The organism is Agrobacterium sp. YIC 4121 (assembly GCF_002008205.1).
GTDB classification, from domain to species: Bacteria; Pseudomonadota; Alphaproteobacteria; order Rhizobiales; family Rhizobiaceae; genus Agrobacterium; species Agrobacterium leguminum.
The window spans coordinates 48,252-71,491 of the sequence record NZ_MRDI01000006.1; the positions used below are offsets into that span (position 1 = coordinate 48,252).

Here is a 23,240-nt window from a genome sequence, read left to right on the forward strand (position 1 = left end):
CATGCTTCAGGATGCTGCATAAAGCAGGGGATAGAGGGGTTTCAATCGCAAGAACGGCTTTTTTGCAGCACGGCTGACAGTTCCTCTACCACACTCAGCGGCAGCTTGCGAATATCCCGTGCCAGCCGGTTGGCGAAAGCCGTATATTGCGGCGGCAGACCGATGGTGTCGATCACCACTTTCGGGTCGGACGAACCGGCCAGAAAGAACAATTCCTCCGCCTCATCCCAGATGATGTTGAAATATCCGGCGATGCGCTGGAGGAGATCGAAACTCGGCTTGCCGCGCTTGCCATGCTCCAGCGCGGAAAGATAGGCCGGCGATACGCCGATTGCGGCGGCCATTTCCTTCTGCGTCACGCCCTTGCGCTCGCGAAGTTGCCGCACGGCCTCCGCAAAGGGCGTCATGATTTTTCACCCCGCCGACGCGCCAACCGCACATAAAGCGCGCCGTCGCCGCCATGATTGGCGGATGCATCCTCATAGGATGAAATCAGGTGGCGATATTCCGGCTTGGAAAACCACATGGGCACCGCTCTTTTCAACGCGCCGTCGCTGCCGATGGAGCGGCCCTTACCCGTTATGACGAGCACATGCCTCAGACCGCGTTCATGCGCGCGCAATAGAAAATCAAGCAGCACCGCATGGGCTTCGCTCTGGAACATACCGTGCAGATCGATCCGCCCTTCCAGCGGCAACCGGCCACGGGTGAGCTTGCGTTTGACCGGTTTTTCCATCGGCTGATGAATCTTCGGCTTCTTGTCCGGAGCCGGTGGCGACGGCTCGGCCGGCTCCAAAAGCATGCGCGGAAAAGCGCCTTTGCCGGTCTGCGGAACATCGGGCTCCACCGGAGGCTCCTCTATGTCATCGAAGGCCAGCAGGTCTTCCAGTCTGCCGGAGATCGGCCGCGTGGTTTTTGCGACCTTTCCCCACAGAATGCGCTCTTCCTTGCCGAGCTTGCGACTGCTCTTCATCGCCTATACCTCTGCGCAGCCACCTGCGGTATCAGTATATAAAAATCGGCCTCATTTCGCACCGTACCGGCCAGCTCTCCCGCTTCGAAACCGGAGCCGGTGAAAATATCGCCACGCGCCGGACCAACGATGGCCGAGCCGGTATCGAGCGCCAGCATCAGACGCGCAAAAGGTTTTCCGTCATCGAGATGGGTAAGCGATGGCGCATGGATGAAGAAGGGAAGCCCGAAAGTGTGGATGAGCCTGTCCACCGCAAGCGCTCGCCCCGCGACCAACGGAACCTTAGCAGCTGCAATCGGCCCCATGTCCTGACCGGCGACTTCCGCCTCCCGGAAAAAAATATAGGAGCGGTTATGCCATAATACCCCATCCACCTCATCCGGATGGTCAGCGAGCCATTTGCGGATCGTCTGCATCGACACGGTTTTCGGATCGAGTTCACCGCGATCGAGAAGCAGACGGCCAATCGGCGAAAAAGCGTGCCCGGCCTTGGCCGCATAGGTGATGCGCTTCACCGCGCCGTCGGGAAACACCAGACGCGCCGCACCCTGCACATGAACGAAAAACAGGTCGACCTTCGATCTTGCCCAGGCAATCTCAAGGCCCCTGCCCTCCAGATACCCTTCATCGATCTCCCGGCGGTCGGGAAAATAGGAAATACCGTTTTCATCCTGCCTGCCGAAAGCATAGAACGTATCGAAACCGGCAGGACGATTGGCGTCGTCGATATCCACCAGCTCCGACGGCCGGCGGTAAATCGGATAACGCCAGATGTCGTCGGGCTCAGACGACACTTCCAGTTCGGGTTCGTAAAAAGCGGTCACGAAACCGCTTTTTCCCTGAGCTGGAGAAATCCTGAAAGGCACGCAATTGGTTTCAAAAAACCGGCGCGCCTGTTCCGGGTCGCTTGTCTGGTTTTTCTCTGCGCTTTCCAGAAGCGAGACCAGTTCCGCCGCCGTGACCCCGAGCGCGCCGGTTCTGTAGGGTTTCGCATTCCGAAGATGCGACAGGATTGTCGCCATCGCCGGAAAAAGCTTGCCCGGATCGTCTTGCCGCCATCCGGGCAGGTCGCTGAAAGAAACTTCTTCGATCGAAAAGGGCGCGGTCATTGCTCGGATTCGGTAGCGATCAGCTTCCAGTTCGGATCGCGCGAGCGGATATCGCGCGAGAAGGTCCAGATGTCGTCCACCTCCGCAACCGCATCCGGGTCGCCATCCACCAGCTTGCCATCCTTGTCATAGGTCGCCGAAATCAGCTGGCTGACGATCCTCAGCGTGATCTGCACTTCAGAATCACGCACACTGGCCTGGGTGATATCTGCCTTCTCGATACCCACGAAGGTGGACTTCACCACTTCGCCACGACCTTCCCTCTCGGAAATGGCCGCCTCGAAACCGTCGAAAACCTCCTTCGACAAAAGGTTCTTGAGCGTCTTGCGGTCGCCATCGGCAAAGCCCATGACAATCATTTCATAGGCCATGCGGGCGCCGTTCAGGAATTCCTTCGGCCCAAAGGACGGGTCCCTGGTCATCACCTCACGCAGCGACGCATTGAGCGGCGTATCGACGGGGGCAAGCGCATCCGCCTCGGCAAAACGGTTTTCTTCGTCACCCTCGCTGCGCCTCGGCAGGGTCACGACCTTGTTATCGTCTGCAACGGGACCCTTGGCCACATCTCGCGGGCTATAGGGGTCGAATGGCGGCTTCTCATTGCCCGTGCGGCGACCGAGGACACTGCGCAGCTGAAAGAAGATCAGCACCGCTGCAACGAGAAAAAACAATGTGATAAAGTCGCTGAAGCCCATCTTTTACCAAAACCGCCATTTAAATTCGAAAACCACACCATCATATAGTCTGCATCTTATCATCATTCAAATGTGCAGATTCAATCATCGGTGTCCCGGGAAGCGGCAATCTGCCAGAGATGCACACGCAAGGCTAGAAGATGCGTTTTTCCTTTCTCCCCATCGTCATCCTGATGATGCCCATCCTCGAAATTGCCGGTTTCATCATCGTCGGCAAGGCGATAGGCCTGTGGCTGACATTGGCGCTCGTCCTGTTCACCTCGTTTCTGGGGTTGCTCATCCTGCGGCTCGGCGGCATCGGCATGGTGAGAAATCTTCAGGATGCGGGGCGTACCGGTGCGCAGCCGGCGGATGAGCTGGTAAATGGCGCCATGCGCGTCGTTGCCGGGATCCTGCTCTTCATCCCCGGTTTCATTACCGACATTCTCGGCCTTCTGCTTCTCTCGCCCACCGTACGGCGCTTTTTCTGGAAAGCCTTCGGGCCGCGCGTCGTCGTTGCGGGTTCGTTTCGGCAATCCGGCCAGCAATCCGGTCCTCAGCCCGGTGATTTTTCCGGCTTTCGGAATGATCCGGGACATGCGCGCAATTCGAAGGTGGTGGATCTCGACGAGGAGGAGTTTCATCGCGAAGAGCCAAAGGGTTCGCCATGGTCGCGCAACCCGGATGATCGCGATCTGCCCAAACCCTGATCCCGGGCGGAATGGATCGCGATGACCCGATCACGAAGGGTTGTAAGCCCCGGGTCGAAATGATAGACCGCCTTCCACGAATTCACGCCGTGAGGAAATGTAATGACCGCTGAAAATGGTGCACAGGGCGCAGTAAGTCCTTCCCTCAACATTCTTGCCCAGTACATCAAGGATCTTTCCTTCGAAAATCCGGGTGCTCCTCGCTCGCTTCAGGCCCGTGACAATGCGCCGTCGATCAACATCAATGTCAACGTCAATGCAAACCCGATCTCGGGTTCGGATTTCGATGTTGTGCTGACGCTGAATGCTGAAGCCAAGGATGGCGACAAGGTGCTGTTCGCGGCCGAGCTGGTTTATGGCGGCGTGTTCCGCATCGCCGGCTTCCCGCAGGAACATATGCTGCCGGTGCTGTTCATCGAATGCCCGCGCCTGCTGTTCCCCTTCGCGCGCCAGATCATTGCGGACGTTACCCGCAATGGCGGTTTCCCGCCGCTGATGATCGATCCGATCGATTTTGCGCAGATGTTCGCCCAGCGCGTTGCCGAGGAACAGGCAAAGGCCAAGGTTCAGGCCGTACCGAACTAAGTGACGCGGCTCTGCGCTGCAGAATTCAGACAAAACAAAACCCGGGTTCATGCCCGGGTTTTTCTTTGACGGCATGCACCGTTTCCGGTGCCTGGACAGGCATCAATTCTGGTAACGGTTCCAAATCGCCTTGTCACCCATGCCGAGAACGAGTTTGCCATGGGCCGCGACCGTTTCCGCATCCAGCCTCGAGGGCAAAGCCCGCGGCCTTTGCAGTGGCTCAAGCGCAACGTCTTCCTCGACGATGATGGTTTCCTGCTTGGCGGCGGAACCGAAACCGAGCGCCGTCTGGCGCCCGCCGATCATTTCAATATAAACTTCGGCGAGCAGCTCGGAGTCGAGAAGAGCGCCGTGCTTGGTACGGTGGGAATTGTCGATACCGTAACGACGGCAAAGTGCGTCCAGCGAGTTCGGTCCCATGGGGTGCTTGCGACGGGCGAGCGAAAGCGTATCCGTCACCAGATCGGCGGCAACTGGCTCAATGCCGAGACGGGCGAATTCCGCGTTGATGAAGCCCATATCGAATGTGGCGTTATGCGCCACCCAGCGCGCGCCCTCGAAGAAGTCGCGAATCTGGTCGACGACCTCGGCGAATTTGGGTTTATCCTTCAGAAACTCGTCGGTAATCCCGTGAACGGCAAGTGCGTCGGGGTGAACCTTGCGATCTTCCGGGCTGATGTAGAGATGCAGCGTGCGGCCGGTGGGAAAGTGATTGATCAGCTCGATGCCGCCGATTTCAATCACGCGGTCCAGCTTCGATTCAAGGCCCGTGGTTTCCGTATCGAAAATGATCTCACGCATTCATCTCTCCGGGGCGCGACTGAGCGGCCAGTTTCTGCAGAATCTGTCTTACCTGATCCCGTGCCGCTTCGACACCATTTCCGGAATCGACGATAAAATCGGCACGCCGGCGCTTTTCGGCGTCGGGCATCTGCCGGGCGAGGATCATTTCGAATTTCTCTTCCGTCATTCCAGGTCGGGATAAAACCCGCTCTCGCTGAATCTCCGGCGCGCAACTGACGACAACGACTTTATCGACCCGGCTTTCCGCCCCGGTTTCGAACAGCAGCGGAATATCGAGGAGGGCGAATTGCCGATCCTCTGTCCTCGCCTGCGCCAGAAACGCCTCCTGCGTTGCGCGCACCAGCGGATGCACGATCTCTTCCAGTCTGCTGAAATTAGCCGGATTCTGCCGCAAGATCTCACCGAGTTTCTGCCTGTCCACCGCACCGGAAACGGTGGTGCCCGGAAAGGCCGCTTCGATCAGCGGGGCGGCTTCCGCCCGGTAAAGCCCGTGCACGACCTCATCCGAATCGAGAACCGGAACTCCTTCCCCGGCAAACAGCTTCGCCGTCGTCGTTTTTCCCATTCCAATCGAGCCGGTGAGACCGATGACGATCATCAATGTTTCTCCATATCCTCGATGATGAGCGAACGCAGGGCCTCATCGACTTCCGGCGTTTTGCCGAACCATCGCTTGAAACCGGGTTTAGCCTGATGAAGCAGCATGCCGAGCCCATCGACGGTTGCGACGCCCTGCTCTTCCGCCATTCTCAGGATCGGTGTTTTCAACGGCACATAGACGATATCGGTTACGACGGCCTGATCTGCCAGCGGCGAAAAATCAATATGTGGCGCTTCCGTTCCATCCATGCCGAGCGACGTCGTATTCACGAAAATCCCGGCACCCTGCATGACCTCATGAAGCGCTGCCTGGGGATGGGCAAAAACCCGCGACCCAAAACGGTCGGCCAGTTGGCGCGCCCGTTCGACGGTACGGTTGAGGACGTGGATTTCGGCGATGCCGCGATCACGCAGCGACTGAATGACCGCCCGACTAGCGCCGCCGGCACCCATAACCACTGCCCGCTCTGTCCTGTCCCAGCCCGGATGCCGCTCATCGAGATTGGAGACGAAACCATAACCATCCGTATTGGTAGCGTGAAGCTCACCCTCCTCCATCCAGACAGTGTTGGCGGCGCCGAGTTCTTCCGCCAGAGCATCTGGTCTGTCTGCCAGCCGATAAGCCGCTTCCTTATGGGGAATGGTGACATTGCCGCCGACGGCCGTGCCCGGCTTGCCCTGCTTCAGCGTTGCAATGAAATTCGCGAAATCGTCCGGAGGAATTTCCACGGCCTTATACGAACCGGCAATGCCGAATTTCTTCAGCCAGTAGGAATGGATAATAGGCGATCGCGAATGCTTGATCGGATAGCCGACAACGAAGGCGTTTATGGTTAATGTTTCACGTGAATCAGCCATCGATGACATCCATGTCGCGCAGTTTCGATAAAAGCGGCAGAAGCGGCAGACCCAGAATCGTGAAATAATCGCCCTCAATCGAGGTGAATAGCTGGATTCCCTCTCCTTCGAGCTGATACGCGCCGACGCTGCTCAGGGCCTTTTCTCCCACCCGTTGCAGGTGGCGGGAGACAAATTCGGTGCTCAAGGTCCGGACGGTCAACTCGGCGCTGGAAACGATCTGCCATACCACCTCACCATGTCGGACGAGAACGGCAGCGCTGTTCAGGCGATGAACCTTGCCGGACAATGACAGCAGATGCGCTTCGGCCTCCGCCATGGTTTTCGGCTTGTGATAAACGCGGGTGCCGAGTGCCATGGTCTGGTCGCAGCCGAGAACCAGTGCTTCTGGATAAAGCGCGCCAACCGCAAGAGCCTTGGCCCTGGCGAGTTCCAGCGCAACCTCTTCCGGACTGGCGCCGTCTCGTTCCAGCTGTTCATCGAGCGCACGTTCGTCAATATCCGCGGGGATGGCCGAAAATGTCAGCCCCGCATTGCGCATCAGCATCTGGCGGGATGCGCTGGACGAGGCGAGAATCAATTCTTGTTGCATCGACTGTCTGCTCCGAATGGTGCGATTCGGATTATCGTGTCCTCGAACGAAGGGCAAGGATCGCCGCCGCCGTTTCCTCGATGGAGCGGCGCGTGACATCGATCAGCGGCCAATTGTTGCGGGCGCAGAGCGCTCGCGCATATTTCAGCTCTTCCATAATGGTGGCGCGGTCCGTGTAGCGGCCGCTGTCAAATCCACCCGTCGCGCCGAGTTCCCGGTTTTCACGCACCTGCGATATCCGGTCGGATGTCGCGACCAGCCCGACGATCAGCGGTCGCGTGGCCGCATAGAGGCTGTCGGGTAAAGGCACATTGGGAACGACCGGTATATTGGCGGTCTTTATTCCCCTGTTGGCGAGATAGATGCTGGTCGGTGTTTTGGAGGTGCGGCTGATGCCGATGATGACGATATCAGCCTCGTCATAGGTTTCGGGCATTTGCCCATCGTCGTGATCCATGGCGAAATTGAGCGCCTCGATCCGGGCAAAATAATCTGCATTCAAGGCATGTTGCGCGCCCACGCGCCGCCTGGACGGCGCACCCAAATAGGTCTGGAAGATGCCGATAATGGGTTCAAGGACATTTACGCAGGGCACCCCGATCGCATGGCACCGCAGATCCAAAAACTCTGCCAGCTGCTGGTCGACGATCGTATAGAGAACAATGCCCGGTTCCTTGTCGATGAGGTCGACGACCTGTGCGAGCTGTTTCTGGTTTCGAATCATCGGATAGACATGTTCCACCGGCATGGAAGCGTGGAACTGTGCCGAAACGGCCCGACCGGCCGACATCAGAGTCTCTCCCGTTGAGTCCGAAATCAGGTGCAGATGGAAGAAGCTTTTTTTGTTCTCCACGCTGTTTTTCTCCCGCTGTTGATAAACCGGGACAAATCTCCGAATTGTCCTACGGGTCGAACCGCGACGTGAATAAGGTGGTGTTTTTCCACAATCCGCAAGTAGCTTCAATCGTCTCCGACGTGCTTGTGAATTGTTGGAAGAATGTGAAACCATTCAAAATTTTCCCCAGATTATCCACAGTTGTCCTGTTTTTCTGGTTCGTCATAAATAACTGAAATTATTTATAAAATTTCTATTCTCCCGATTATTCCAAAGCAAGCGGATCGATAACATCGACAGGCGCGCTTGAAACTTTGTGACTGCGGCATTTCGACTGGAATGATTTTAATCCTTGCTACCCACAGACTCTAAGAAATAGAAAATCTTTTAAATCTCTTTGATTTTATTTTTTAGAAGCTGGGTGCCATGAGCGAACGCAAGGTTATGACGGTGTTGAACGGGCAGACGGTCACACCGCCGCCCATATGGCTGATGCGACAGGCTGGGCGTTATCTTCCCGAGTACAGGGAAACGCGTAAGAGCGCCGGTAGTTTCCTCGATCTCTGTTATAATCCCGAACTGGCGACGGAGGTTACTCTCCAACCCATTCGCCGGTTCGGGCTGGATGCCGCCATTCTCTTTTCCGATATTCTGGTGATACCGGATGCGCTTCACCGCAACGTGTCTTTCAGCGAGGGAAAAGGTCCGGCCATGGACCCGATCGATGTCAGCGGTATCGAGAAGCTGGATGCCACAAATGTCATGGCGCATCTTTCTCCCGTTTTCGAAACCGTTTCCCGTCTGCGCACCTCTTTGCCCAATGAAACGACGCTTCTCGGTTTTTGCGGCGCGCCGTGGACGGTTGCGACTTATATGATCGCGGGACACGGAACGCCGGATCAGGCCCCGGCGCGACTATTCGGTTATCAGGAGCCGGTGGCCATGGAAAAGCTGCTGGCTTTCCTCGCCGACGTTTCCGCCGATTATCTGGTCGCGCAGATCGATGCAGGCGCGGATGCGGTTCAAATCTTCGATTCCTGGGCCGGCGTGCTCGGTGAGAAGGAATTTGAGGATTATGCGATAAAACCCGTTGCCCGCATTATCGCATCGGTGCGCGCCCGTCGGCCTTCGGCAAAAATCATCGCCTTCGCCAAGGGGGCTGGTTATCTTCTCAAGGATTATCGTCGCAAGACGGGCGCCGACGCAATCGGGCTCGACTGGTCGGTGCCGCTGAGCTTTGCCAGGGACTTGCAGAAGGAAGGGCCCGTGCAGGGCAATCTCGACCCCATGCTGATGGTGGCAGGAGGGAAGGCGTTACAGGATGGTATAGATGCCGTGCTGCAGGCTCTTGCACAGGGTCCGCTGATATTCAATCTCGGCCATGGCATCACCCCGCAGGCTGACCCGGAAAACGTCACCCGGCTGGTGCAGAGGGTGCGTGCCGGCGGAGCCGGGGCATGAGCGGCGAAAAACAGACCTCCGCTCGTTCCGGAAACCGGGCGGCTTTGCGCGCCGGCATCGCGCTCGGTGTCTTTGCTGCCTTCGTCGCCCTGTTATTTTATGCCGATCCGGCCGATCTCTATCTCTGGATCAAGGCGCTGCATATTATCGCCGTTATTTCCTGGATGGCGGCGATTTTTTACCTGCCGCGGCTCTTCATCTACCACACCGATGCACCCGCCGGTTCGCAGCAATCCGAAACCTTCAAAGTGATGGAACAGCGGCTGATCAAGGTGATCATGAACCCGGCGATGATGATATCCTGGATATTGGGACTTTATCTCGCCTGGTCGGTTTATGGTTTTTCCGGTGGCTGGCTGCATGCAAAGATCGCGCTGGTGGTGCTTCTGACTGTGACCCATGTTTATTTCACGCGCAGCGCAAAACGTTTCACGCGGGATGAAAATACGCGGCCTGCCCGTCACTGGCGGTTGATGAACGAGGTTCCGACGGTGCTGATGATCCTCATCGTCATACTTGTGGTTGTGAAACCCTTCGGTTAAGACGTTGCGACGATAAATTTCGCGGAATTCGTGCTTTCCTCTTGCAGCGACCGTGTTCAATCGCTATTTTCGGGCCACTCATCTTCGTGGCATGTGAATTATTCAGTCATCTGCGGTATCTCCCACAGCATCTGATTCGCGAACACGCCCTCCCCCGACATTACATTATCAAACGGTCTTCTCTTCATGGCTGAAATGAAGCTTCAGGAACTTAAGAGCAAATCGCCTACCGACTTGCTGACTTTTGCCGAATCCCTGGAAGTTGAAAATGCGAGCACCATGCGCAAGCAGGAGCTCATGTTCGCAATCCTTAAGGTTCTCGCGAGCCAGGACATCGAAATCATCGGCGAGGGCGTCGTTGAAGTCCTGCAGGACGGTTTCGGGTTCCTGCGATCCGCAAATGCAAACTATCTGCCCGGTCCGGACGATATCTATATCTCGCCGTCGCAGATCCGCCGCTTCTCGCTGAAGACCGGCGATACAGTCGAAGGCCCGATCCGCGGCCCCAAGGAAGGCGAACGTTATTTCGCGCTCCTCAAGGTCAATACGATCAATTTCGACGATCCGGAAAAGATCCGCCACAAGGTTCACTTCGACAATCTGACGCCGCTTTATCCGAATGAGCGCTTCAAGATGGAACTGGATGTTCCGACCTCGAAGGACCTGTCGTCGCGTGTGATCGATCTCGTCGCACCACTCGGCAAGGGTCAGCGCGGATTGATCGTCGCGCCGCCACGCACCGGTAAGACCGTTCTGCTTCAAAACATCGCCCATTCCATCACGGCAAACCATCCGGAATGCTACCTGATCGTTCTCCTGATCGATGAGCGTCCGGAAGAAGTGACCGACATGCAGCGTTCGGTGAAGGGTGAGGTTGTGTCCTCCACCTTCGACGAACCGGCCGTTCGTCACGTGCAGGTCGCCGAGATGGTCATCGAAAAGGCGAAGCGCCTGGTCGAGCATGGTCGTGACGTCGTCATCCTGCTCGATTCCATTACGCGCCTCGGCCGTGCCTATAACACGGTTGTTCCCTCCTCCGGTAAGGTTCTGACGGGTGGTGTGGATGCCAACGCGCTGCAGCGCCCGAAGCGTTTCTTCGGCGCCGCTCGCAACATCGAAGAAGGCGGTTCGCTGACCATTATAGCGACTGCGCTGATCGATACCGGCAGCCGTATGGATGAAGTCATCTTCGAAGAATTCAAGGGTACCGGTAACTCGGAAATCGTGCTCGACCGCAAGGTTGCCGATAAGCGCATCTTCCCGGCACTTGATATTCTGAAATCCGGTACGCGTAAGGAAGACCTGCTGGTGCCGCGTCAGGATCTGCAGAAGATTTTCGTTCTTCGCCGTATTCTCGCGCCGATGGGTACGATGGACGCCATCGAATTCCTGATCGACAAGCTAAAGCAGACCAAGAACAATTCGGATTTCTTCGAATCGATGAATACCTGATCCGAACTTTAGCCGGATTCATCGTAAGAGCTTTAAAGCCGTATCCGTTTATTCGGATGCGGCTTGACTGTTTTAGACCGAGGTGAATGATGCCAGCTTCCGCCGATACGATCTATGCGCTTTCCAGCGGTGCTCTGCCAGCCGGTGTGGCTGTTATCAGGATCAGCGGCTCCCAGGCTTTCGATGCCCTTGAGATGTTGACGGGCCGGGAACTTCCTTTACCACGAAAGGCGACGCTCTGCTCGATTCGGAATCGAAACGATGAGATCATCGACCAGGCGCTGGTAATCGTTTTTCCAGCTCCAAATTCCTTCACGGGTGAGCATTGTGTTGAAATTCATAGCCATGGCAGTCGCGCGGTCATGGCTTCGATTTTTGCCGAGCTTGAAAATCTCGAAGGACTTCGGCCTGCCGATGCCGGTGAGTTCTCCCGTAGAGCCTTCGAGAATGGGAAGATGGATCTCCTCGAGGTCGAAGGCCTCGCCGATCTGTTGCAGGCTGAAACGGAAATGCAGCGGCGGTTGGCGGTGGAACAGAGCAGTGGCAAATTGTCGGCGCTCTATGATGGCTGGGCCAGCCGCCTGACGCGCGCTCGCGCGCTCATCGAAGCGGAACTGGATTTTGCCGACGAGGAGGATGTTCCGGATTCCGTGGCGGCTCAGGTTTGGGAAGCCATGGCGCTTCTCCAAAAGGAAATCCGTGATCATCTCCAGGGTGGCGAAAGCGGAGAAATCATTCGCGACGGGTTCAAGGTCGCGCTCGTCGGTGAACCGAATGCGGGCAAATCCACTCTTTTGAACGCTCTTAGCGGCCGCGATGTTGCGATCGTTACCGATATTGCCGGCACGACGAGAGATGTCTTGAGCGTTGACATCAATCTAGAAGGATATCTCGTCCGGATATTCGATACGGCAGGGATACGGGAAACACAGGATGTCGTGGAGCTCGAAGGTGTCCGGCGCGCGGTTCTGACAGCGGAAACAGCAGACCTCATTCTGCTGCTGCAGGATAAGGATTCGTTTCCGAAACAAAATTTCGAATCATTCAAGAACCAGAGTTACTTGCGAGTTAGAACGAAAACAGCGCTTCATTCCCCTGTCTTGGATGATGGATTTGATTTGTCTATCTCAGCAAAGGAAGGAATAGGCTTGAATGAACTGCGTTCGATGCTGAGGCAGGAGATAGAAAAACGCGTCGGTGCCGGCCAGACTTTGGTTCCGGCGCGCGCGAGACATAAAAAACGACTTGAAGAGACGCTGAACTATGTTAGTGATGCGCTCGATTCCGAGACCCTGGACCTTGCGATAAGGTCGGAATATCTAAGACTCGCGGCGACATCGCTCGGACGGATCACCGGCCGCGTTGATGTGGAAGATTTGCTAGGCGTGATCTTCTCGGAATTCTGCATAGGAAAATGATTCACGTGAAACATCGGCGGCCGAGCGGCGATGTCGATGCTGAGAGAACAGGGCGCAGGGATATGCACCAGTCATTCGATGTCGTTGTTATTGGCGGTGGCCACGCGGGCAGCGAAGCCGCGGCCGCTGCTGCGAGGCATGGTGCAAAAACCGCCCTTGTTACCCACAAGCGTGAGACGATCGGCGTCATGTCCTGCAACCCCGCCATTGGCGGTCTGGGAAAAGGCCACCTCGTTCGTGAGATCGATGCGCTGGATGGCTTGATGGGTCGTGTTGCCGATGCAGCGGGCATACAATTCCGCATGCTCAATCGCAAAAAGGGACCGGCCGTGCGTGGTCCGCGCACGCAAGCCGACCGGCGGCTTTACCGCGAAGCCATGCAACGCGAGATCGATTCGATTGAAAACCTCACCATTATTGAAGGCGATGCTTTCGATATTGAGATGGCCGATGATCGCGTCGCAGCCGTTATCATGAAGAACGGTAGCCGGATTCCTTGTGGCGCAGTTGTGCTGACGAGCGGAACCTTCCTGCGCGGTCTCATTCATATCGGTTCCGAAAAGATTCCGGCGGGACGTGTGGGAGAAATGCCGTCTATTGGCCTCTCGGACACGCTCTCGAGGCTGGGGCTCGTTATGGGCCGCCTGAAAACCGGTACCCCTGCCCGACTGGACGGACGCACGATTGAGTGGAATGCGGTGGATCGGCAGGCCGCCGATGAGGATCCTGTCCCATTTTCCTTTATGACGGATCGTATTCTCAATCCGCAAATAGAATGTGGTGTAACTCGCACCACCCCGGCTGGCCATAAGATCATTCAGGACAATATTCATTTGTCGGCGATGTATTCTGGACAGATCGAGGGGGTCGGTCCCCGTTATTGCCCTTCGATTGAGGATAAGATCACCCGTTTCGGCGAACGGGACGGTCATCAGATATTCCTCGAGCCGGAAGGTCTCGACGATCACACCATTTACCCAAACGGTATATCGACGTCCCTTCCCGCTTCCGTTCAGGAGCAATTTATCCGAACGATACCGGGCCTTGAACAGGTGACGATCCTGCAGCCGGGTTACGCGATCGAATATGATTATGTCGATCCGCGCGAGCTGAAGCCATCGCTGGAATGCCGCAAGATTCCCGGATTGTTTCTGGCCGGTCAGATTAATGGCACGACGGGTTATGAAGAAGCGGGCGCTCAGGGTCTCGTTGCCGGCTTGAATGCATCGCTTTATGCCGGCGATGCCGATCCGGTCTATTTTAGCCGAACCGAGTCTTACATCGGCGTCATGATTGATGACCTGACGTCGAAAGGTGTCAGCGAACCCTATCGCATGTTTACCTCCAGAGCGGAGTATCGTCTTTCGCTGCGCGTCGACAACGCGGATCTGCGGCTTACGCCAATCGGTCAGATGGCTGGCATTGTCGGCCGCGCGCGGCAGGAACGCTTTGCAAACTTCATTTCCGATCTGGATCGCGGTCGAGAGCTGATGAAGGCGATTTCCATTAGCCCGTCCCAGGCGGCGAAGCAGGGGTTGAAACTTAATCAGGACGGCCAACGCCGGTCCGTTTATGAATTGCTGGCCTATCCGGATATGACTCTCGAAGTCCTTACCGAACATTGGCCGGAATTGGGTGCCCTTGACAGCAAAGTTGCAGAGGTCTTGCAGATCGAGGCGAGTTATGCGGTCTATATGCAGAGACAGAGCGCCGATATCATCGATATCAAGCGGGACGAAGACAGAAAAATCCCGGATGATTTTGATTTTAAGAGTTTGTCCGGCCTCTCCAATGAGCTTAAACAAAAGCTGGAAAAAGCCCGTCCTGAGAATATTGCCCAGGCCGCTCGTGTTGACGGCATGACGCCGGCTGCGATATCGCTGCTGCTCGCACTTCTGCGGAAGGATTCCGCAACGCGAAGTGAAAAATTACGCATGCACCAATAGCGAGTCGGATTATGAAGATAAACGGCCAGAGTGTTTCACGTGAAACACAGGAAAGGCTCGAGCGTTTTGTCGAGCTTTTTAAGAAGTGGAACAGAACCACAAATCTGGTAGCGCCTTCCACTCTGGCCGAGCTTTGGAACCGGCACGTGGCCGACAGCGCGCAGATATTCCAGCTCTCTCCTCAGCCAAAAAAGTGGATTGATCTTGGAAGCGGCGGCGGATTTCCCGGGGTCGTCACCGCGATTTTTCTGGCGGAGCTTGGCGAAGGTTGGGTTGATCTGGTCGAAAGCAACAATAAAAAGGCGGCATTCTTGCGAATTGCACTGAAGGAAACCGGTGCAAGAGGTGCAGTCCACCCTGTCAGGATCGAGACGGCACCGGAAATCATCAAAAATTGCGACGCTGTTTCAGCGCGCGCGCTCGCCGAACTGGATCTGCTTTTCGATTATATCCATCCCTGGGCGCAGAATAATCCAAATCTAAAGGCCTATTTTAATAAAGGCCGGGATTATGATTCTGAAGTGCAGAAAGCACATGGTCGCTGGGAGTTTGATCTGGTAAAACATCAGAGTGCCATTGAGGCAGATTCTGTTGTTCTTGAAATCAGCAACCTCGCTTTGAGGCGCTGATGAGCTGACCAGGTGCGGCATGACTTTGGAAAAAAACCGAATTATCGCAGTTGCAAACCAGAAAGGCGGCGTTGGTAAAACGACAACCGCCATCAATCTGGCGACCGCGCTGGCGGCTATTGGTGAGCGCGTGCTGATTGTGGATCTGGACCCGCAGGGTAATGCGAGTACCGGGCTTGGAATCGACCGCAAGGAGCGCAAGCTTTCGTCATATGATCTTCTGGTCGGAGATCATGGGGTAGCGGAAGTTGCTGTTCCCACCGCCGTTCCCAATCTCGACATCGTACCCTCCACGATGGATTTGCTCGGTTTCGAAATGCAGGTTGCGAATGTTTCCAACCGCGTTTTCCTGCTGCGTGCGGCCATGGAGACACAGGAAGCCAGAGGCTACTCCTACATTCTCGTCGACTGCCCTCCTTCTTTCAATCTTTTGACCATGAATGCCATGACGGCCGCACATTCCGTGCTCGTGCCGCTGCAATGCGAGTTCTTTGCACTGGAGGGCCTTAGCCAGTTGCTGGATACGGTCAGTCAGATTCGTGGATCGGTGAACCCGCAGCTCGATATACAGGGCATCGTTCTTACGATGTTCGATGCGCGAAATAATCTTGCACAACAGGTTGTTTCGGATGTGCGCACGCATCTGGGCGAAAAGGTCTACCACACGCTCATTCCACGCAATGTGCGTGTTTCCGAAGCGCCGTCCTATGGTAAGCCGGCAATTCTCTATGATCTGAAATGTGCCGGCAGCCAGGCCTATCTGCAACTGGCGTCCGAAGTGATTCAGAGAGAGCGTCTGCGTAAAGCCGCCTGACGTTTGCCGGAATGTATGGAGTAATATCTTATGAGTGATGATCTTTCCAAGCGTCGGCTGGGGCGCGGTCTTGCCGCATTGATTGGAGAAATGGACCAGCCTGTGCCTGTGGGTGAGCCTCAGCGCGCTGTTAACGCCGATCGTACCATTCCCATCGAATTCATCGCTCGCAGCCAGAGGAACCCGCGGCGTCATTTCGATGAGAACGAGCTGCAGGATCTTGCTGCCTCCATTCGTCAGCATGGAATTGTTCAGCCTGTGGTCGTAAGAACGGTTGAAGTCAACCGATACGAGATTATTGCGGGCGAGAGGCGCTGGCGTGCGGCGCAGCTGGCGGGCTTTACCGATGTTCCCGTCATCGTTCGCGATGTGGATGATCGCACGGCGCTGGAACTGGCAATTGTCGAAAACGTACAGCGTTCCGACCTCAATCCGCTTGAAGAAGCGATGGGGTATGAGCAGCTGATCGCCGAACATGGCTATACGCAGAATGATCTCGGCGAAATCATCGGCAAGAGCCGAAGCCACGTTGCCAACAGCCTGCGGCTTTTGAAGCTTCCCGATCCGGTACGGGATATGCTGGCGGATGGTTCGCTCTCTGCAGGTCATGCCCGCGCGCTTGTTTCCACTTCCGATCCGGCGACGCTCGCGAAAACAATCGTATCCAAGGGACTTTCGGTCCGTGATGCCGAGCGCCTGGCGCAGAACGATATCAAATCGCAGGGCGATGTTGCGGAGAAGCGACCTGCGGCGGAAAAGGATTCCGATACGATCGCGCTCGAACGCAGCCTGTCCGATGCTCTCGGGCTGGATGTGAAGATCAGCCACAAGGGCGGATCGGGGCAAATCCGTATCGGTTATCGGACATTGGAACAGCTTGAAGCGGTATGCCGGCTTCTGGAGCAGAAATAAGTAACTATTTGTTTTAAAATATAAAATACCCGCCTTTGGCGGGTATTTTTATTTACGGCGTTCAAAAGTCGATGGCCCGGCCTTTTATTTCGTAATCGCCGAAACGCACGGGTTCCGCGCCGCCGCGGCCGCCGGTTTCCGGCGGCAACTGGAGATCGGCCTGTTGCTTGCGCCGTTCTTCCGCTTCTTTCAACGCTCGCTGCGCCGCCGGCGAAAGTCGCTTTACACTTTCCGCGCCACTGTCTGTGGCGTTGTCATTATCCGCATTCTGCATGAAATCCTCCCTATGACGGGATATTGAAATACGTTTGCCGCTTACCAGATTATATAATCCGAGGGGCTTTATAAACCCCGGAATATTCCCGGTGAGTGACAAGGAGAGTTTAACGGATGAACATGATGCGCACGGCAATGCTTCTGGCCTTCATGACCGCATTGTTCATGGGTGTCGGTTTTCTGATTGGCGGCAAGGGCGGCATGATGATTGCCCTGGTCATCGCGGCCGGTATGAATATTTTTTCCTACTGGAACTCTGACAAGATGGTTCTCTCCGCCTATCATGCGCGGGAGATCGACGAGGCGAATGCGCCCGAATTTTTTCACATGATCCGCGACCTGTCGCAGAATGCCGGTCTGCCGATGCCGAAGGTTTATATTTACGATAGCCCGCAACCCAATGCCTTCGCGACCGGGCGGAATCCGCAGAATGCCGCTGTTGCCGCTTCGACAGGACTGCTGGAGCGTCTCACGCCCGAGGAAGTGGCCGGTGTCATGGCGCATGAGCTTGCGCATGTGCAGAACCGGGACACGCTGACCATGACAATTACCGCCACGCTGGCCGGCGCCATCTCCATGCTCGGCAATTTTGCCTTCTTCTTCGGCGGCAACCGGGAGAACAACAATAATCCGCTCGGATTTATCGGCGTGCTGGTCGCGATGATCGTGGCGCCGCTGGCAGCGATGCTGGTGCAGATGGCGATCAGCCGCACGCGGGAATATTCCGCTGACCGGCGCGGCGCGGAAATCTGCGGCAACCCTCTGTGGCTTGCTTCCGCCTTGCAGAAGATTTCGGGCATGGCGCAGCGCATCCACAATGACGATGCCGAGCGTAACCCGGCAACGGCACATATGTTCATCATCAATCCGCTTTCCGGCGAGCGCATGGACAATCTCTTCTCCACCCATCCGAATACGGAAAACCGCGTGGCCGCGCTGCATGCCATGGCACAGGAGTTTTCCCCGCGAGGATCGACGCCGCCGCCATCGGGTGATAGACCTCTGCGCAAATTAGGCTCCGTTCCCAAAACAGGCTGGGGACGCGGCAATGAAAACGAGCGCAAGGGGCCGTGGTCTTGACATCCGATATTCAGAATAAGCCGGCGCGGTCCAGAAAACCGAGACCAGCAAATGGGAGGGGCCGTGAAGACGGCCCTTCGTCTTTCCAGGACAAGCCGGGTCTCGCCGCGCGCATCGCCGCGACCCGCATTCTGGCGGCCGTTCTGGAAAAGAAGACCTCGCTGGATGGGATGCTCGATAGCGAAAACGGCAATCCCGTCTATCGAGCCCTGTCGCTTGCGGACCGGGCGCTGGTGAGAGCCATCGTCAACAGCGCGCTTCGCCACCTCCCGCGGATTGAAACGGCATTGTCGATGCTGCTGGATGGGCCGCTGCCGCAGGGCGCGCGTTCGCTGCATCACGTTCTCGTCGTCGGTGCGGCGCAGATGCTTTACCTCGATGTGCCGGATCATTCCGCTGTCGATCTCGCCGTGGAGCAAGCTCACCGCGATCCGCGCAACCGGCGTTTCGTCAAACTGGTGAACGCCGTTCTTCGACGGCTCGGTCGTGAAAAAGCGGATATCGAGAAGGCTGTCGCCGGCGTTCCGGTACTGCCGGACTGGTTCCATGCGCGGCTTGTTTCCGCTTACGGCAATGAGGTTGCGCAAAGGATTTCGGAGGCGCAGCTGACACCCTCCTCAATTGATCTGACGATCAAGGCTGATCCTGCTCTTTGGGCGGAAAAACTGGGCGGTACGCTCATGCCGAATGGCAGCGTGCGCCTGGGTGAATTCGAGGGGCAGATCCCATCGCTTGAAGGCTTCGCTGAAGGTGCGTGGTGGGTGCAGGATCTCGCCGCCAGCATGCCGGTTCGCCTTATGGGCGACATCGCGGGTAAACGTGTCGCAGATCTCTGTGCTGCTCCGGGCGGCAAGACCGCGCAGCTTGCACTGGCGGGCGCCAATGTGACGGCGCTGGATCAGTCCGGTAACCGTCTTCGTCGCCTCAGGGAAAATCTCGACCGGCTTGGCCTCCGCGCCGAAACGGTGGAAGCCAATATGCTGAAGTACCAGCCGGAACAGCTTTTTGACGCGGTCCTCCTCGATGCGCCCTGTTCTTCCACCGGGACACTTCGCAAACATCCCGATGTCTGCTGGACCAAGGATGAGAACGACATTGCCAAACTCGCTGCCCTTCAGGGACAGATGCTGCGGCATGCGCTGACGCTTGTTGGCCCCGGCGGCCTTGTGGTCTTCTCCAATTGCTCGCTCGATCCTTCCGAAGGAGAAGCGATGATTGCCGAGGTTCTGGCGGAATATCCGGGTGTGGAGCGTGTTGCCGTCCGCCGCGAGGATTGGCCTGGAATGGAAGCGGCTATCAGCCCCAATGGCGATCTTCGTACGACACCGGACATGTTCGGCGGCGTCGATGGGTTTTTTAGCAGTGTCTTGCGTAAGAAGTAGAAAAAAGCCAAGCTTTCGCGAATCATTAGATATTTATCGAAAACGTTCCGGTCGTCGCGGTTCACTGATAAAAACAAAACATGTGAAACGGGAAACACAGCTTGTTAGGGTCCTTTGCAGGCAGCATGAATGCCGCCGGTCTTCTGTCGCGGATGGCGTATCGTCATCTGTGTGTCGGCCTCACCCCTTTGCGCCTGCATATGTCGCGATTTGCCACCCGTGCACCAGACGGTCTGGTGGCGGCGCCGACCGATCTCAGAGCCATCGATCCCTATTTCGCCGAGGAACTGTTGCGGGGCCGCATCGCGCTGGCCGGGCGTGTCGTCGAAACCGGCGGAGCTTCGCCATTTCAGGTGGAATATCCATCGGCGGTCTTTGAAGAACGGCTGCATGCATTCAGTTGGCTACGGCATATTCGCTCCGATAAATCGAGCGAGGCCTGCAAACGGGCGCGTCGTATTGTTGCGGAATGGATGGTGCTTCATGGCAAACGGCTTGCAGGCACTGCCTGGTCGCCGGAAATCGCCGCACAAAGGCTGATTGCCTGGCTTTCGCACTCTCCCGTGGTTTTATACGAGGCCGATGCCGGTTTTTATCGCCGGTTCCTGAAAAGCCTCGCATTTCATGTGCGTTATCTCGAAAGAATCGTCCGACATGCGCCGGATGGCGAAGCGCGGCTGAGGATCAGGATTGCCTTGGCCATGGCTTCCATCGCCATGCCAACGCGCCTTTCGCGGATCACGCGGAATGGAATGAAGCTGGCTCAGGAAATGGAACGCCAGATTCTGCCCGATGGCGGGCATGTTTCCCGCAATCCACGCGTCATGCTGGACCTGCTGCTCGATCTCCTGCCGCTTCGGCAAAGTTATATCAATCTCGGCCACGATCTGCCCTCCGGCCTGGTGCCGGCGATAGACCGCATGTTCCCGGCGATCCGGTTCTTCCGGCATCAGGGCGGCGATCTCGCGCTGTTCAACGGCGCTACGGCGACGCTCGCCAATGAGCTTGTTTCGGTGCTGCGCTATGATGAAACGGCCGGCCGGCCCTCCAAGGTTCTGCCGGACGTGAATTACCACCGGCTTGCGACGGACGATACGGTCATCATCGTGGATACGGGCTATCCCGGCTCGGCGGAGCTTTCACGCAATGCCCATTCGGGTTGCCTGTCTTTCGAAATGTCCTGTGGCAAGAACCGCTTCATCGTCAATTCCGGCTTTCCACGCAACGCCGCGCCGGAATATCAGCGGGCCAGCCGTTCCACGGCGGCGCATTCCACCGTCACGCTTGCGGATACATCATCGTGCAGACTGTCGCGCTCGCGGCTGCTTGGTCCGATCATGGTATCAGGCGTCAGCCACGTCGACAGCCGGCGTGGAACGGATGCGAACGGCAATGACATCCTGTGGGCGTCTCATGACGGCTATTTGCAGAATTTCGGCTGCCACCATGAGCGGGAAATAGAATTGAATGCGGCCGGCACCAAGATAAAGGGTCGCGATCTGCTTCGGGCCGATGCGAGTGCGGTAAAAACGCAATTGCAGTCGGTCACGGCGGTTTCACGTTTCCATATTCATCCCCACATTCAGATACACCAGCGGGATGAGGAGTCCGCCTATCTGGAGGCAGCGGATGGAACCGTCTGGCTGTTTTCCGCACCGGGGCTGGAGCTTTTCGTCACCGAGGATGTCTTCATGGCCGATGCGTCCGGTATGCGCCCGTCGCAGCAGATCGAACTCCCCTTCAATCTCGCAAATACGCGGGAAATCCGCTGGCTCATCGAACGCCAGGCTTAGACAATTTCCGGCGGTGCCGGTCAAAAACCACCATAGTTTTCACCGTTCGGCATCCCCGCTGTTTATTAATCCGGTAAGCTGTGTTAACGCGGCGGCAGTTGCTGGATCAATCCCATTCCAGCCTGTCCTCCCCGTTAAACGGAGTATGCCTGATGGCCGTCGTGTCCAAAAAAATCCCCGCCCCCGATAAGGTCAAAATCCGCACGGCGCTTCTTTCCGTGTCCGACAAGACTGACATTATCGAGCTGGCGACGGTTCTGTCGAAGCTTGGCGTCAAGCTTCTGTCGACCGGTGGAACGGCGAAGGCCATTGCCGAAGCAGGCTTGCCGGTGACGGATGTCTCCGACGTAACGAATTTTCCCGAGATCATGGACGGTCGCGTCAAGACGCTGCATCCCAATGTCCATGGCGGGCTTCTGGCCATCCGGGACGATGCAGAGCATGTCGAGGCGATGAAGGCGCACGGCATCGAGGCAATCGATCTCTCGGTCATCAATCTCTATCCCTTCGAGGAAGTTCGCGCCAAGGGCGGCGATTATCCGACGACGGTGGAGAACATCGATATTGGCGGCCCGGCGATGATCCGCGCTTCCGCCAAGAACCATGCCTATGTCACGGTGGTTACCGATCCGTCTGACTATCCCGATCTGGTTGAAGCCCTGCAGGCCGATGACGGCCAGACATCCTATGCGCTGCGCCAGCGTTTTGCCGCCAAGGCCTATGCCCGCACCGCCGCCTATGATGCGGTGATTTCCAACTGGTTTGCCGAGGCGCTTGCGATCGAAACACCGGATTACCGCGCCATCGGCGGCGCGCTGAAGGAAAAGATGCGGTATGGCGAAAACCCGCATCAGAGCGCTGGTTTTTACCTCACCGGCGAAAAGCGTCCGGGCGTTGCAACGGCCACGCTTCTTCAGGGCAAGCAGCTTTCCTATAACAACATCAATGACACCGATGCAGCTTACGAGCTCGTGGCGGAATTCCTGCCGGAAAATGCGCCGGCAGTCGCCATCATCAAGCACGCCAATCCCTGCGGCGTGGCGACGGGTCCGACACTTGCCGAAGCTTACCGGCGGGCGCTGGCATGCGATTCCGTGTCGGCCTTTGGCGGCGTCATCGCCCTGAACCGCACGCTCGATGCGGAAACGGCGGAAGAAATCGTCAAACTCTTCACTGAAGTCATCATCGCGCCTGATGTTACCGAAGAAGCGAAGTCCATCATTGCCCGCAAGCCGAACCTGCGCCTTCTGGCCGCTGGCGGCCTGCCTGATCCCCGCGCGGCGGGCATTACCGCGAAGACCGTCTCGGGCGGCCTGTTGGTGCAGAGCCGCGACAATGGCATGGTCGAGGATCTCGACCTCAAGGTCGTCACCAAGCGTGCGCCGACGCCGCAGGAACTTGAAGATATGAAATTTGCCTTCAAGATCGCAAAGCATGTGAAGTCCAATGCCGTCATTTACGCCAAGGACGGGCAGACGGCTGGCATCGGCGCGGGCCAGATGAGCCGTGTGGATTCGGCCCGTATCGCTGCCCAGAAGGCGGAAGATGCCGCCAAGGCTCTTGGCCTTGCCGAACCGTTGACGCGCGGCTCCGCCGTCGCTTCGGAAGCATTTTATCCCTTTGCCGACGGTTTGCTCGCCGCGATTGCCGCAGGTGCCACCGCCGTCATCCAGCCGGGCGGCTCCATGCGCGATCAGGAAGTGATTGACGCCGCGAATGAGCACAATGTGGCGATGGTTTTTACCGGCATGCGCCACTTCCGCCACTAAACGCGGAAACAGCTAGGAATAACGAA

At 56.9% G+C, this 23,240-nt stretch carries 24 protein-coding genes; 14 read left to right on the top strand and 10 right to left on the bottom strand.

Annotated elements, in window-relative coordinates:
* Window positions 1-41: 41 nt before the first annotated feature.
* The 4 genes from BTE54_RS09425 to BTE54_RS09440 are packed head-to-tail and all read right to left on the bottom strand — an operon-like array spanning window position 42 to window position 2,777.
* Window positions 42-407 carry a helix-turn-helix domain-containing protein gene (locus BTE54_RS09425; RefSeq protein ID WP_065656816.1) on the bottom strand — a complete coding sequence of 122 codons (366 nt, stop codon included), beginning with the start codon at window positions 405-407 and terminating at the stop codon, window positions 42-44.
* The gene (locus BTE54_RS09430) at window positions 404-973 is read right to left on the bottom strand and encodes a Smr/MutS family protein (RefSeq protein ID WP_065656817.1); all 570 of its coding nucleotides are present in this window, start codon (window positions 971-973) and stop codon (window positions 404-406) included. Before BTE54_RS09430 ends, BTE54_RS09425 begins: the two co-directional genes overlap by 4 nt.
* Complete coding sequence (locus tag BTE54_RS09435; RefSeq protein ID WP_078052266.1) at window positions 970-2,082, bottom strand: murein transglycosylase A; 1,113 nt, start codon at window positions 2,080-2,082, stop codon at window positions 970-972. Before BTE54_RS09435 ends, BTE54_RS09430 begins: the two co-directional genes overlap by 4 nt.
* Complete coding sequence (locus BTE54_RS09440) at window positions 2,079-2,777, bottom strand: Tim44/TimA family putative adaptor protein (RefSeq protein ID WP_137004140.1); 699 nt, start codon at window positions 2,775-2,777, stop codon at window positions 2,079-2,081. Before BTE54_RS09440 ends, BTE54_RS09435 begins: the two co-directional genes overlap by 4 nt.
* Before the next feature lie 140 nt (window positions 2,778-2,917).
* Between BTE54_RS09440 and BTE54_RS09445 the strand changes: the two genes are divergently transcribed.
* Together BTE54_RS09445 and secB are read left to right on the top strand one after the other, a co-directional pair.
* Window positions 2,918-3,466, top strand: coding sequence for an FxsA family protein (locus tag BTE54_RS09445; RefSeq protein ID WP_065656820.1), 549 nt, complete (start codon window positions 2,918-2,920; stop codon window positions 3,464-3,466).
* A 102-nt stretch (window positions 3,467-3,568) separates the two neighbouring features.
* Window positions 3,569-4,051 (top strand): protein-export chaperone SecB, encoded by a 483-nt coding sequence (secB, locus tag BTE54_RS09450; protein ID WP_003521154.1) that lies wholly within the window; start codon window positions 3,569-3,571, stop codon window positions 4,049-4,051.
* A 102-nt stretch (window positions 4,052-4,153) separates the two neighbouring features.
* On the opposite strand, the gene dnaQ is transcribed toward secB, so the two are convergent.
* From dnaQ to BTE54_RS09475, 5 genes are read right to left on the bottom strand one after another with little or no spacing between them, the layout of a single operon-like run.
* The gene (dnaQ, locus tag BTE54_RS09455; RefSeq protein ID WP_065656821.1) at window positions 4,154-4,852 is read right to left on the bottom strand and encodes a DNA polymerase III subunit epsilon; all 699 of its coding nucleotides are present in this window, start codon (window positions 4,850-4,852) and stop codon (window positions 4,154-4,156) included.
* Window positions 4,845-5,453 carry a dephospho-CoA kinase gene (coaE, locus tag BTE54_RS09460; protein ID WP_078052267.1) on the bottom strand — a complete coding sequence of 203 codons (609 nt, stop codon included), beginning with the start codon at window positions 5,451-5,453 and terminating at the stop codon, window positions 4,845-4,847. Before coaE ends, dnaQ begins: the two co-directional genes overlap by 8 nt.
* Window positions 5,453-6,313 (bottom strand): shikimate dehydrogenase, encoded by an 861-nt coding sequence (locus BTE54_RS09465; protein WP_078052268.1) that lies wholly within the window; start codon window positions 6,311-6,313, stop codon window positions 5,453-5,455. The genes coaE and BTE54_RS09465 overlap by 1 nt, the downstream gene beginning before the upstream one ends.
* On the bottom strand, window positions 6,306-6,905 hold the full coding sequence (locus BTE54_RS09470; protein WP_078052269.1) for a Maf-like protein: 600 nt from the start codon (window positions 6,903-6,905) through the stop codon (window positions 6,306-6,308). Before BTE54_RS09470 ends, BTE54_RS09465 begins: the two co-directional genes overlap by 8 nt.
* Window positions 6,906-6,936: 31 nt before the next feature.
* Entirely contained in the window at window positions 6,937-7,758 is an 822-nt protein-coding gene (locus tag BTE54_RS09475) for a pyruvate, water dikinase regulatory protein (protein WP_003521149.1), read from the bottom strand.
* A 408-nt stretch (window positions 7,759-8,166) separates the two neighbouring features.
* On the opposite strand from BTE54_RS09475, the gene hemE reads away from it, so the two are divergent.
* The 8 genes from hemE (at window position 8,167) to BTE54_RS09515 (ending at window position 16,914) form a co-directional block, all read left to right on the top strand.
* Window positions 8,167-9,201 carry a uroporphyrinogen decarboxylase gene (gene hemE, locus BTE54_RS09480; protein WP_078052270.1) on the top strand — a complete coding sequence of 345 codons (1,035 nt, stop codon included), beginning with the start codon at window positions 8,167-8,169 and terminating at the stop codon, window positions 9,199-9,201.
* On the top strand, window positions 9,198-9,743 hold the full coding sequence (gene hemJ / locus BTE54_RS09485) for a protoporphyrinogen oxidase HemJ (protein WP_162934141.1): 546 nt from the start codon (window positions 9,198-9,200) through the stop codon (window positions 9,741-9,743). The genes hemE and hemJ overlap by 4 nt, the downstream gene beginning before the upstream one ends.
* A gap of 186 nt (window positions 9,744-9,929) precedes the next feature.
* Window positions 9,930-11,195, top strand: a complete 1,266-nt coding sequence (rho, locus tag BTE54_RS09490) for a transcription termination factor Rho (protein ID WP_004444236.1) — start codon at window positions 9,930-9,932, stop codon at window positions 11,193-11,195.
* 86 nt (window positions 11,196-11,281) lie between these two features.
* A complete protein-coding gene (mnmE, locus tag BTE54_RS09495; RefSeq protein ID WP_161987782.1) occupies window positions 11,282-12,613 on the top strand; it encodes a tRNA uridine-5-carboxymethylaminomethyl(34) synthesis GTPase MnmE in 1,332 nt (443 codons plus the stop codon).
* A gap of 62 nt (window positions 12,614-12,675) precedes the next feature.
* The gene (gene mnmG, locus BTE54_RS09500; RefSeq protein WP_078052271.1) at window positions 12,676-14,559 is read left to right on the top strand and encodes a tRNA uridine-5-carboxymethylaminomethyl(34) synthesis enzyme MnmG; all 1,884 of its coding nucleotides are present in this window, start codon (window positions 12,676-12,678) and stop codon (window positions 14,557-14,559) included.
* An 11-nt stretch (window positions 14,560-14,570) separates the two neighbouring features.
* Entirely contained in the window at window positions 14,571-15,188 is a 618-nt protein-coding gene (gene rsmG, locus BTE54_RS09505) for a 16S rRNA (guanine(527)-N(7))-methyltransferase RsmG (protein WP_078052272.1), read from the top strand.
* A 19-nt stretch (window positions 15,189-15,207) separates the two neighbouring features.
* Window positions 15,208-16,002, top strand: a complete 795-nt coding sequence (locus tag BTE54_RS09510; RefSeq protein WP_003521142.1) for a ParA family protein — start codon at window positions 15,208-15,210, stop codon at window positions 16,000-16,002.
* 30 nt (window positions 16,003-16,032) lie between these two features.
* Window positions 16,033-16,914: a ParB/RepB/Spo0J family partition protein gene (locus BTE54_RS09515; RefSeq protein ID WP_078052273.1), complete on the top strand. Its 882-nt coding sequence runs from the start codon at window positions 16,033-16,035 to the stop codon at window positions 16,912-16,914.
* Between the two features lie 61 nt (window positions 16,915-16,975).
* Here the strand turns inward: BTE54_RS09515 and BTE54_RS09520 are convergent, their stop codons facing one another.
* On the bottom strand, window positions 16,976-17,188 hold the full coding sequence (locus BTE54_RS09520; RefSeq protein WP_003520210.1) for a DUF1674 domain-containing protein: 213 nt from the start codon (window positions 17,186-17,188) through the stop codon (window positions 16,976-16,978).
* Between the two features lie 116 nt (window positions 17,189-17,304).
* Here BTE54_RS09520 and htpX point away from each other — a divergent pair, with 116 nt between their 5' ends.
* From htpX to purH, 4 genes are all read left to right on the top strand, one after another.
* Window positions 17,305-18,270, top strand: a complete 966-nt coding sequence (htpX, locus tag BTE54_RS09525; RefSeq protein WP_078052274.1) for a zinc metalloprotease HtpX — start codon at window positions 17,305-17,307, stop codon at window positions 18,268-18,270.
* Window positions 18,267-19,652 carry an RsmB/NOP family class I SAM-dependent RNA methyltransferase gene (locus BTE54_RS09530; protein ID WP_078052275.1) on the top strand — a complete coding sequence of 462 codons (1,386 nt, stop codon included), beginning with the start codon at window positions 18,267-18,269 and terminating at the stop codon, window positions 19,650-19,652. Before htpX ends, BTE54_RS09530 begins: the two co-directional genes overlap by 4 nt.
* 125 nt (window positions 19,653-19,777) lie before the next feature.
* A complete protein-coding gene (locus BTE54_RS09535; RefSeq protein ID WP_198939124.1) occupies window positions 19,778-21,445 on the top strand; it encodes a heparinase II/III family protein in 1,668 nt (555 codons plus the stop codon).
* 152 nt (window positions 21,446-21,597) lie between these two features.
* Window positions 21,598-23,214, top strand: coding sequence for a bifunctional phosphoribosylaminoimidazolecarboxamide formyltransferase/IMP cyclohydrolase (purH, locus tag BTE54_RS09540; protein WP_078052276.1), 1,617 nt, complete (start codon window positions 21,598-21,600; stop codon window positions 23,212-23,214).
* The last annotated feature ends 26 nt before the right edge of the window (window positions 23,215-23,240 follow it).

Excerpts from the sequence above, each read along its gene's own strand:
- BTE54_RS09425 (WP_065656816.1), bottom strand. The coding sequence starts at position 407 with ATGACGCCCTTTGCGGAGGCCGTGCGGCAACTTCGCGAGCGCAAGGGC.
- BTE54_RS09430 (WP_065656817.1), bottom strand. The coding sequence starts at position 973 with ATGAAGAGCAGTCGCAAGCTCGGCAAGGAAGAGCGCATTCTGTGGGGA.
- BTE54_RS09435 (WP_078052266.1), bottom strand. The coding sequence starts at position 2,082 with ATGACCGCGCCCTTTTCGATCGAAGAAGTTTCTTTCAGCGACCTGCCC.
- BTE54_RS09440 (WP_137004140.1), bottom strand. The coding sequence starts at position 2,777 with ATGGGCTTCAGCGACTTTATCACATTGTTTTTTCTCGTTGCAGCGGTG.
- BTE54_RS09445 (WP_065656820.1), top strand. The coding sequence starts at position 2,918 with ATGCGTTTTTCCTTTCTCCCCATCGTCATCCTGATGATGCCCATCCTC.
- secB (WP_003521154.1), top strand. The coding sequence starts at position 3,569 with ATGACCGCTGAAAATGGTGCACAGGGCGCAGTAAGTCCTTCCCTCAAC.
- dnaQ (WP_065656821.1), bottom strand. The coding sequence starts at position 4,852 with ATGCGTGAGATCATTTTCGATACGGAAACCACGGGCCTTGAATCGAAG.
- coaE (WP_078052267.1), bottom strand. The coding sequence starts at position 5,453 with ATGATCGTCATCGGTCTCACCGGCTCGATTGGAATGGGAAAAACGACG.
- BTE54_RS09465 (WP_078052268.1), bottom strand. The coding sequence starts at position 6,313 with ATGGCTGATTCACGTGAAACATTAACCATAAACGCCTTCGTTGTCGGC.
- BTE54_RS09470 (WP_078052269.1), bottom strand. The coding sequence starts at position 6,905 with ATGCAACAAGAATTGATTCTCGCCTCGTCCAGCGCATCCCGCCAGATG.
- hemE (WP_078052270.1), top strand. The coding sequence starts at position 8,167 with ATGAGCGAACGCAAGGTTATGACGGTGTTGAACGGGCAGACGGTCACA.
- hemJ (WP_162934141.1), top strand. The coding sequence starts at position 9,198 with ATGAGCGGCGAAAAACAGACCTCCGCTCGTTCCGGAAACCGGGCGGCT.
- rho (WP_004444236.1), top strand. The coding sequence starts at position 9,930 with ATGGCTGAAATGAAGCTTCAGGAACTTAAGAGCAAATCGCCTACCGAC.
- mnmE (WP_161987782.1), top strand. The coding sequence starts at position 11,282 with ATGATGCCAGCTTCCGCCGATACGATCTATGCGCTTTCCAGCGGTGCT.
- mnmG (WP_078052271.1), top strand. The coding sequence starts at position 12,676 with ATGCACCAGTCATTCGATGTCGTTGTTATTGGCGGTGGCCACGCGGGC.
- rsmG (WP_078052272.1), top strand. The coding sequence starts at position 14,571 with ATGAAGATAAACGGCCAGAGTGTTTCACGTGAAACACAGGAAAGGCTC.
- BTE54_RS09510 (WP_003521142.1), top strand. The coding sequence starts at position 15,208 with ATGACTTTGGAAAAAAACCGAATTATCGCAGTTGCAAACCAGAAAGGC.
- BTE54_RS09515 (WP_078052273.1), top strand. The coding sequence starts at position 16,033 with ATGAGTGATGATCTTTCCAAGCGTCGGCTGGGGCGCGGTCTTGCCGCA.
- BTE54_RS09520 (WP_003520210.1), bottom strand. The coding sequence starts at position 17,188 with ATGCAGAATGCGGATAATGACAACGCCACAGACAGTGGCGCGGAAAGT.
- htpX (WP_078052274.1), top strand. The coding sequence starts at position 17,305 with ATGAACATGATGCGCACGGCAATGCTTCTGGCCTTCATGACCGCATTG.
- BTE54_RS09535 (WP_198939124.1), top strand. The coding sequence starts at position 19,778 with ATGAATGCCGCCGGTCTTCTGTCGCGGATGGCGTATCGTCATCTGTGT.
- purH (WP_078052276.1), top strand. The coding sequence starts at position 21,598 with ATGGCCGTCGTGTCCAAAAAAATCCCCGCCCCCGATAAGGTCAAAATC.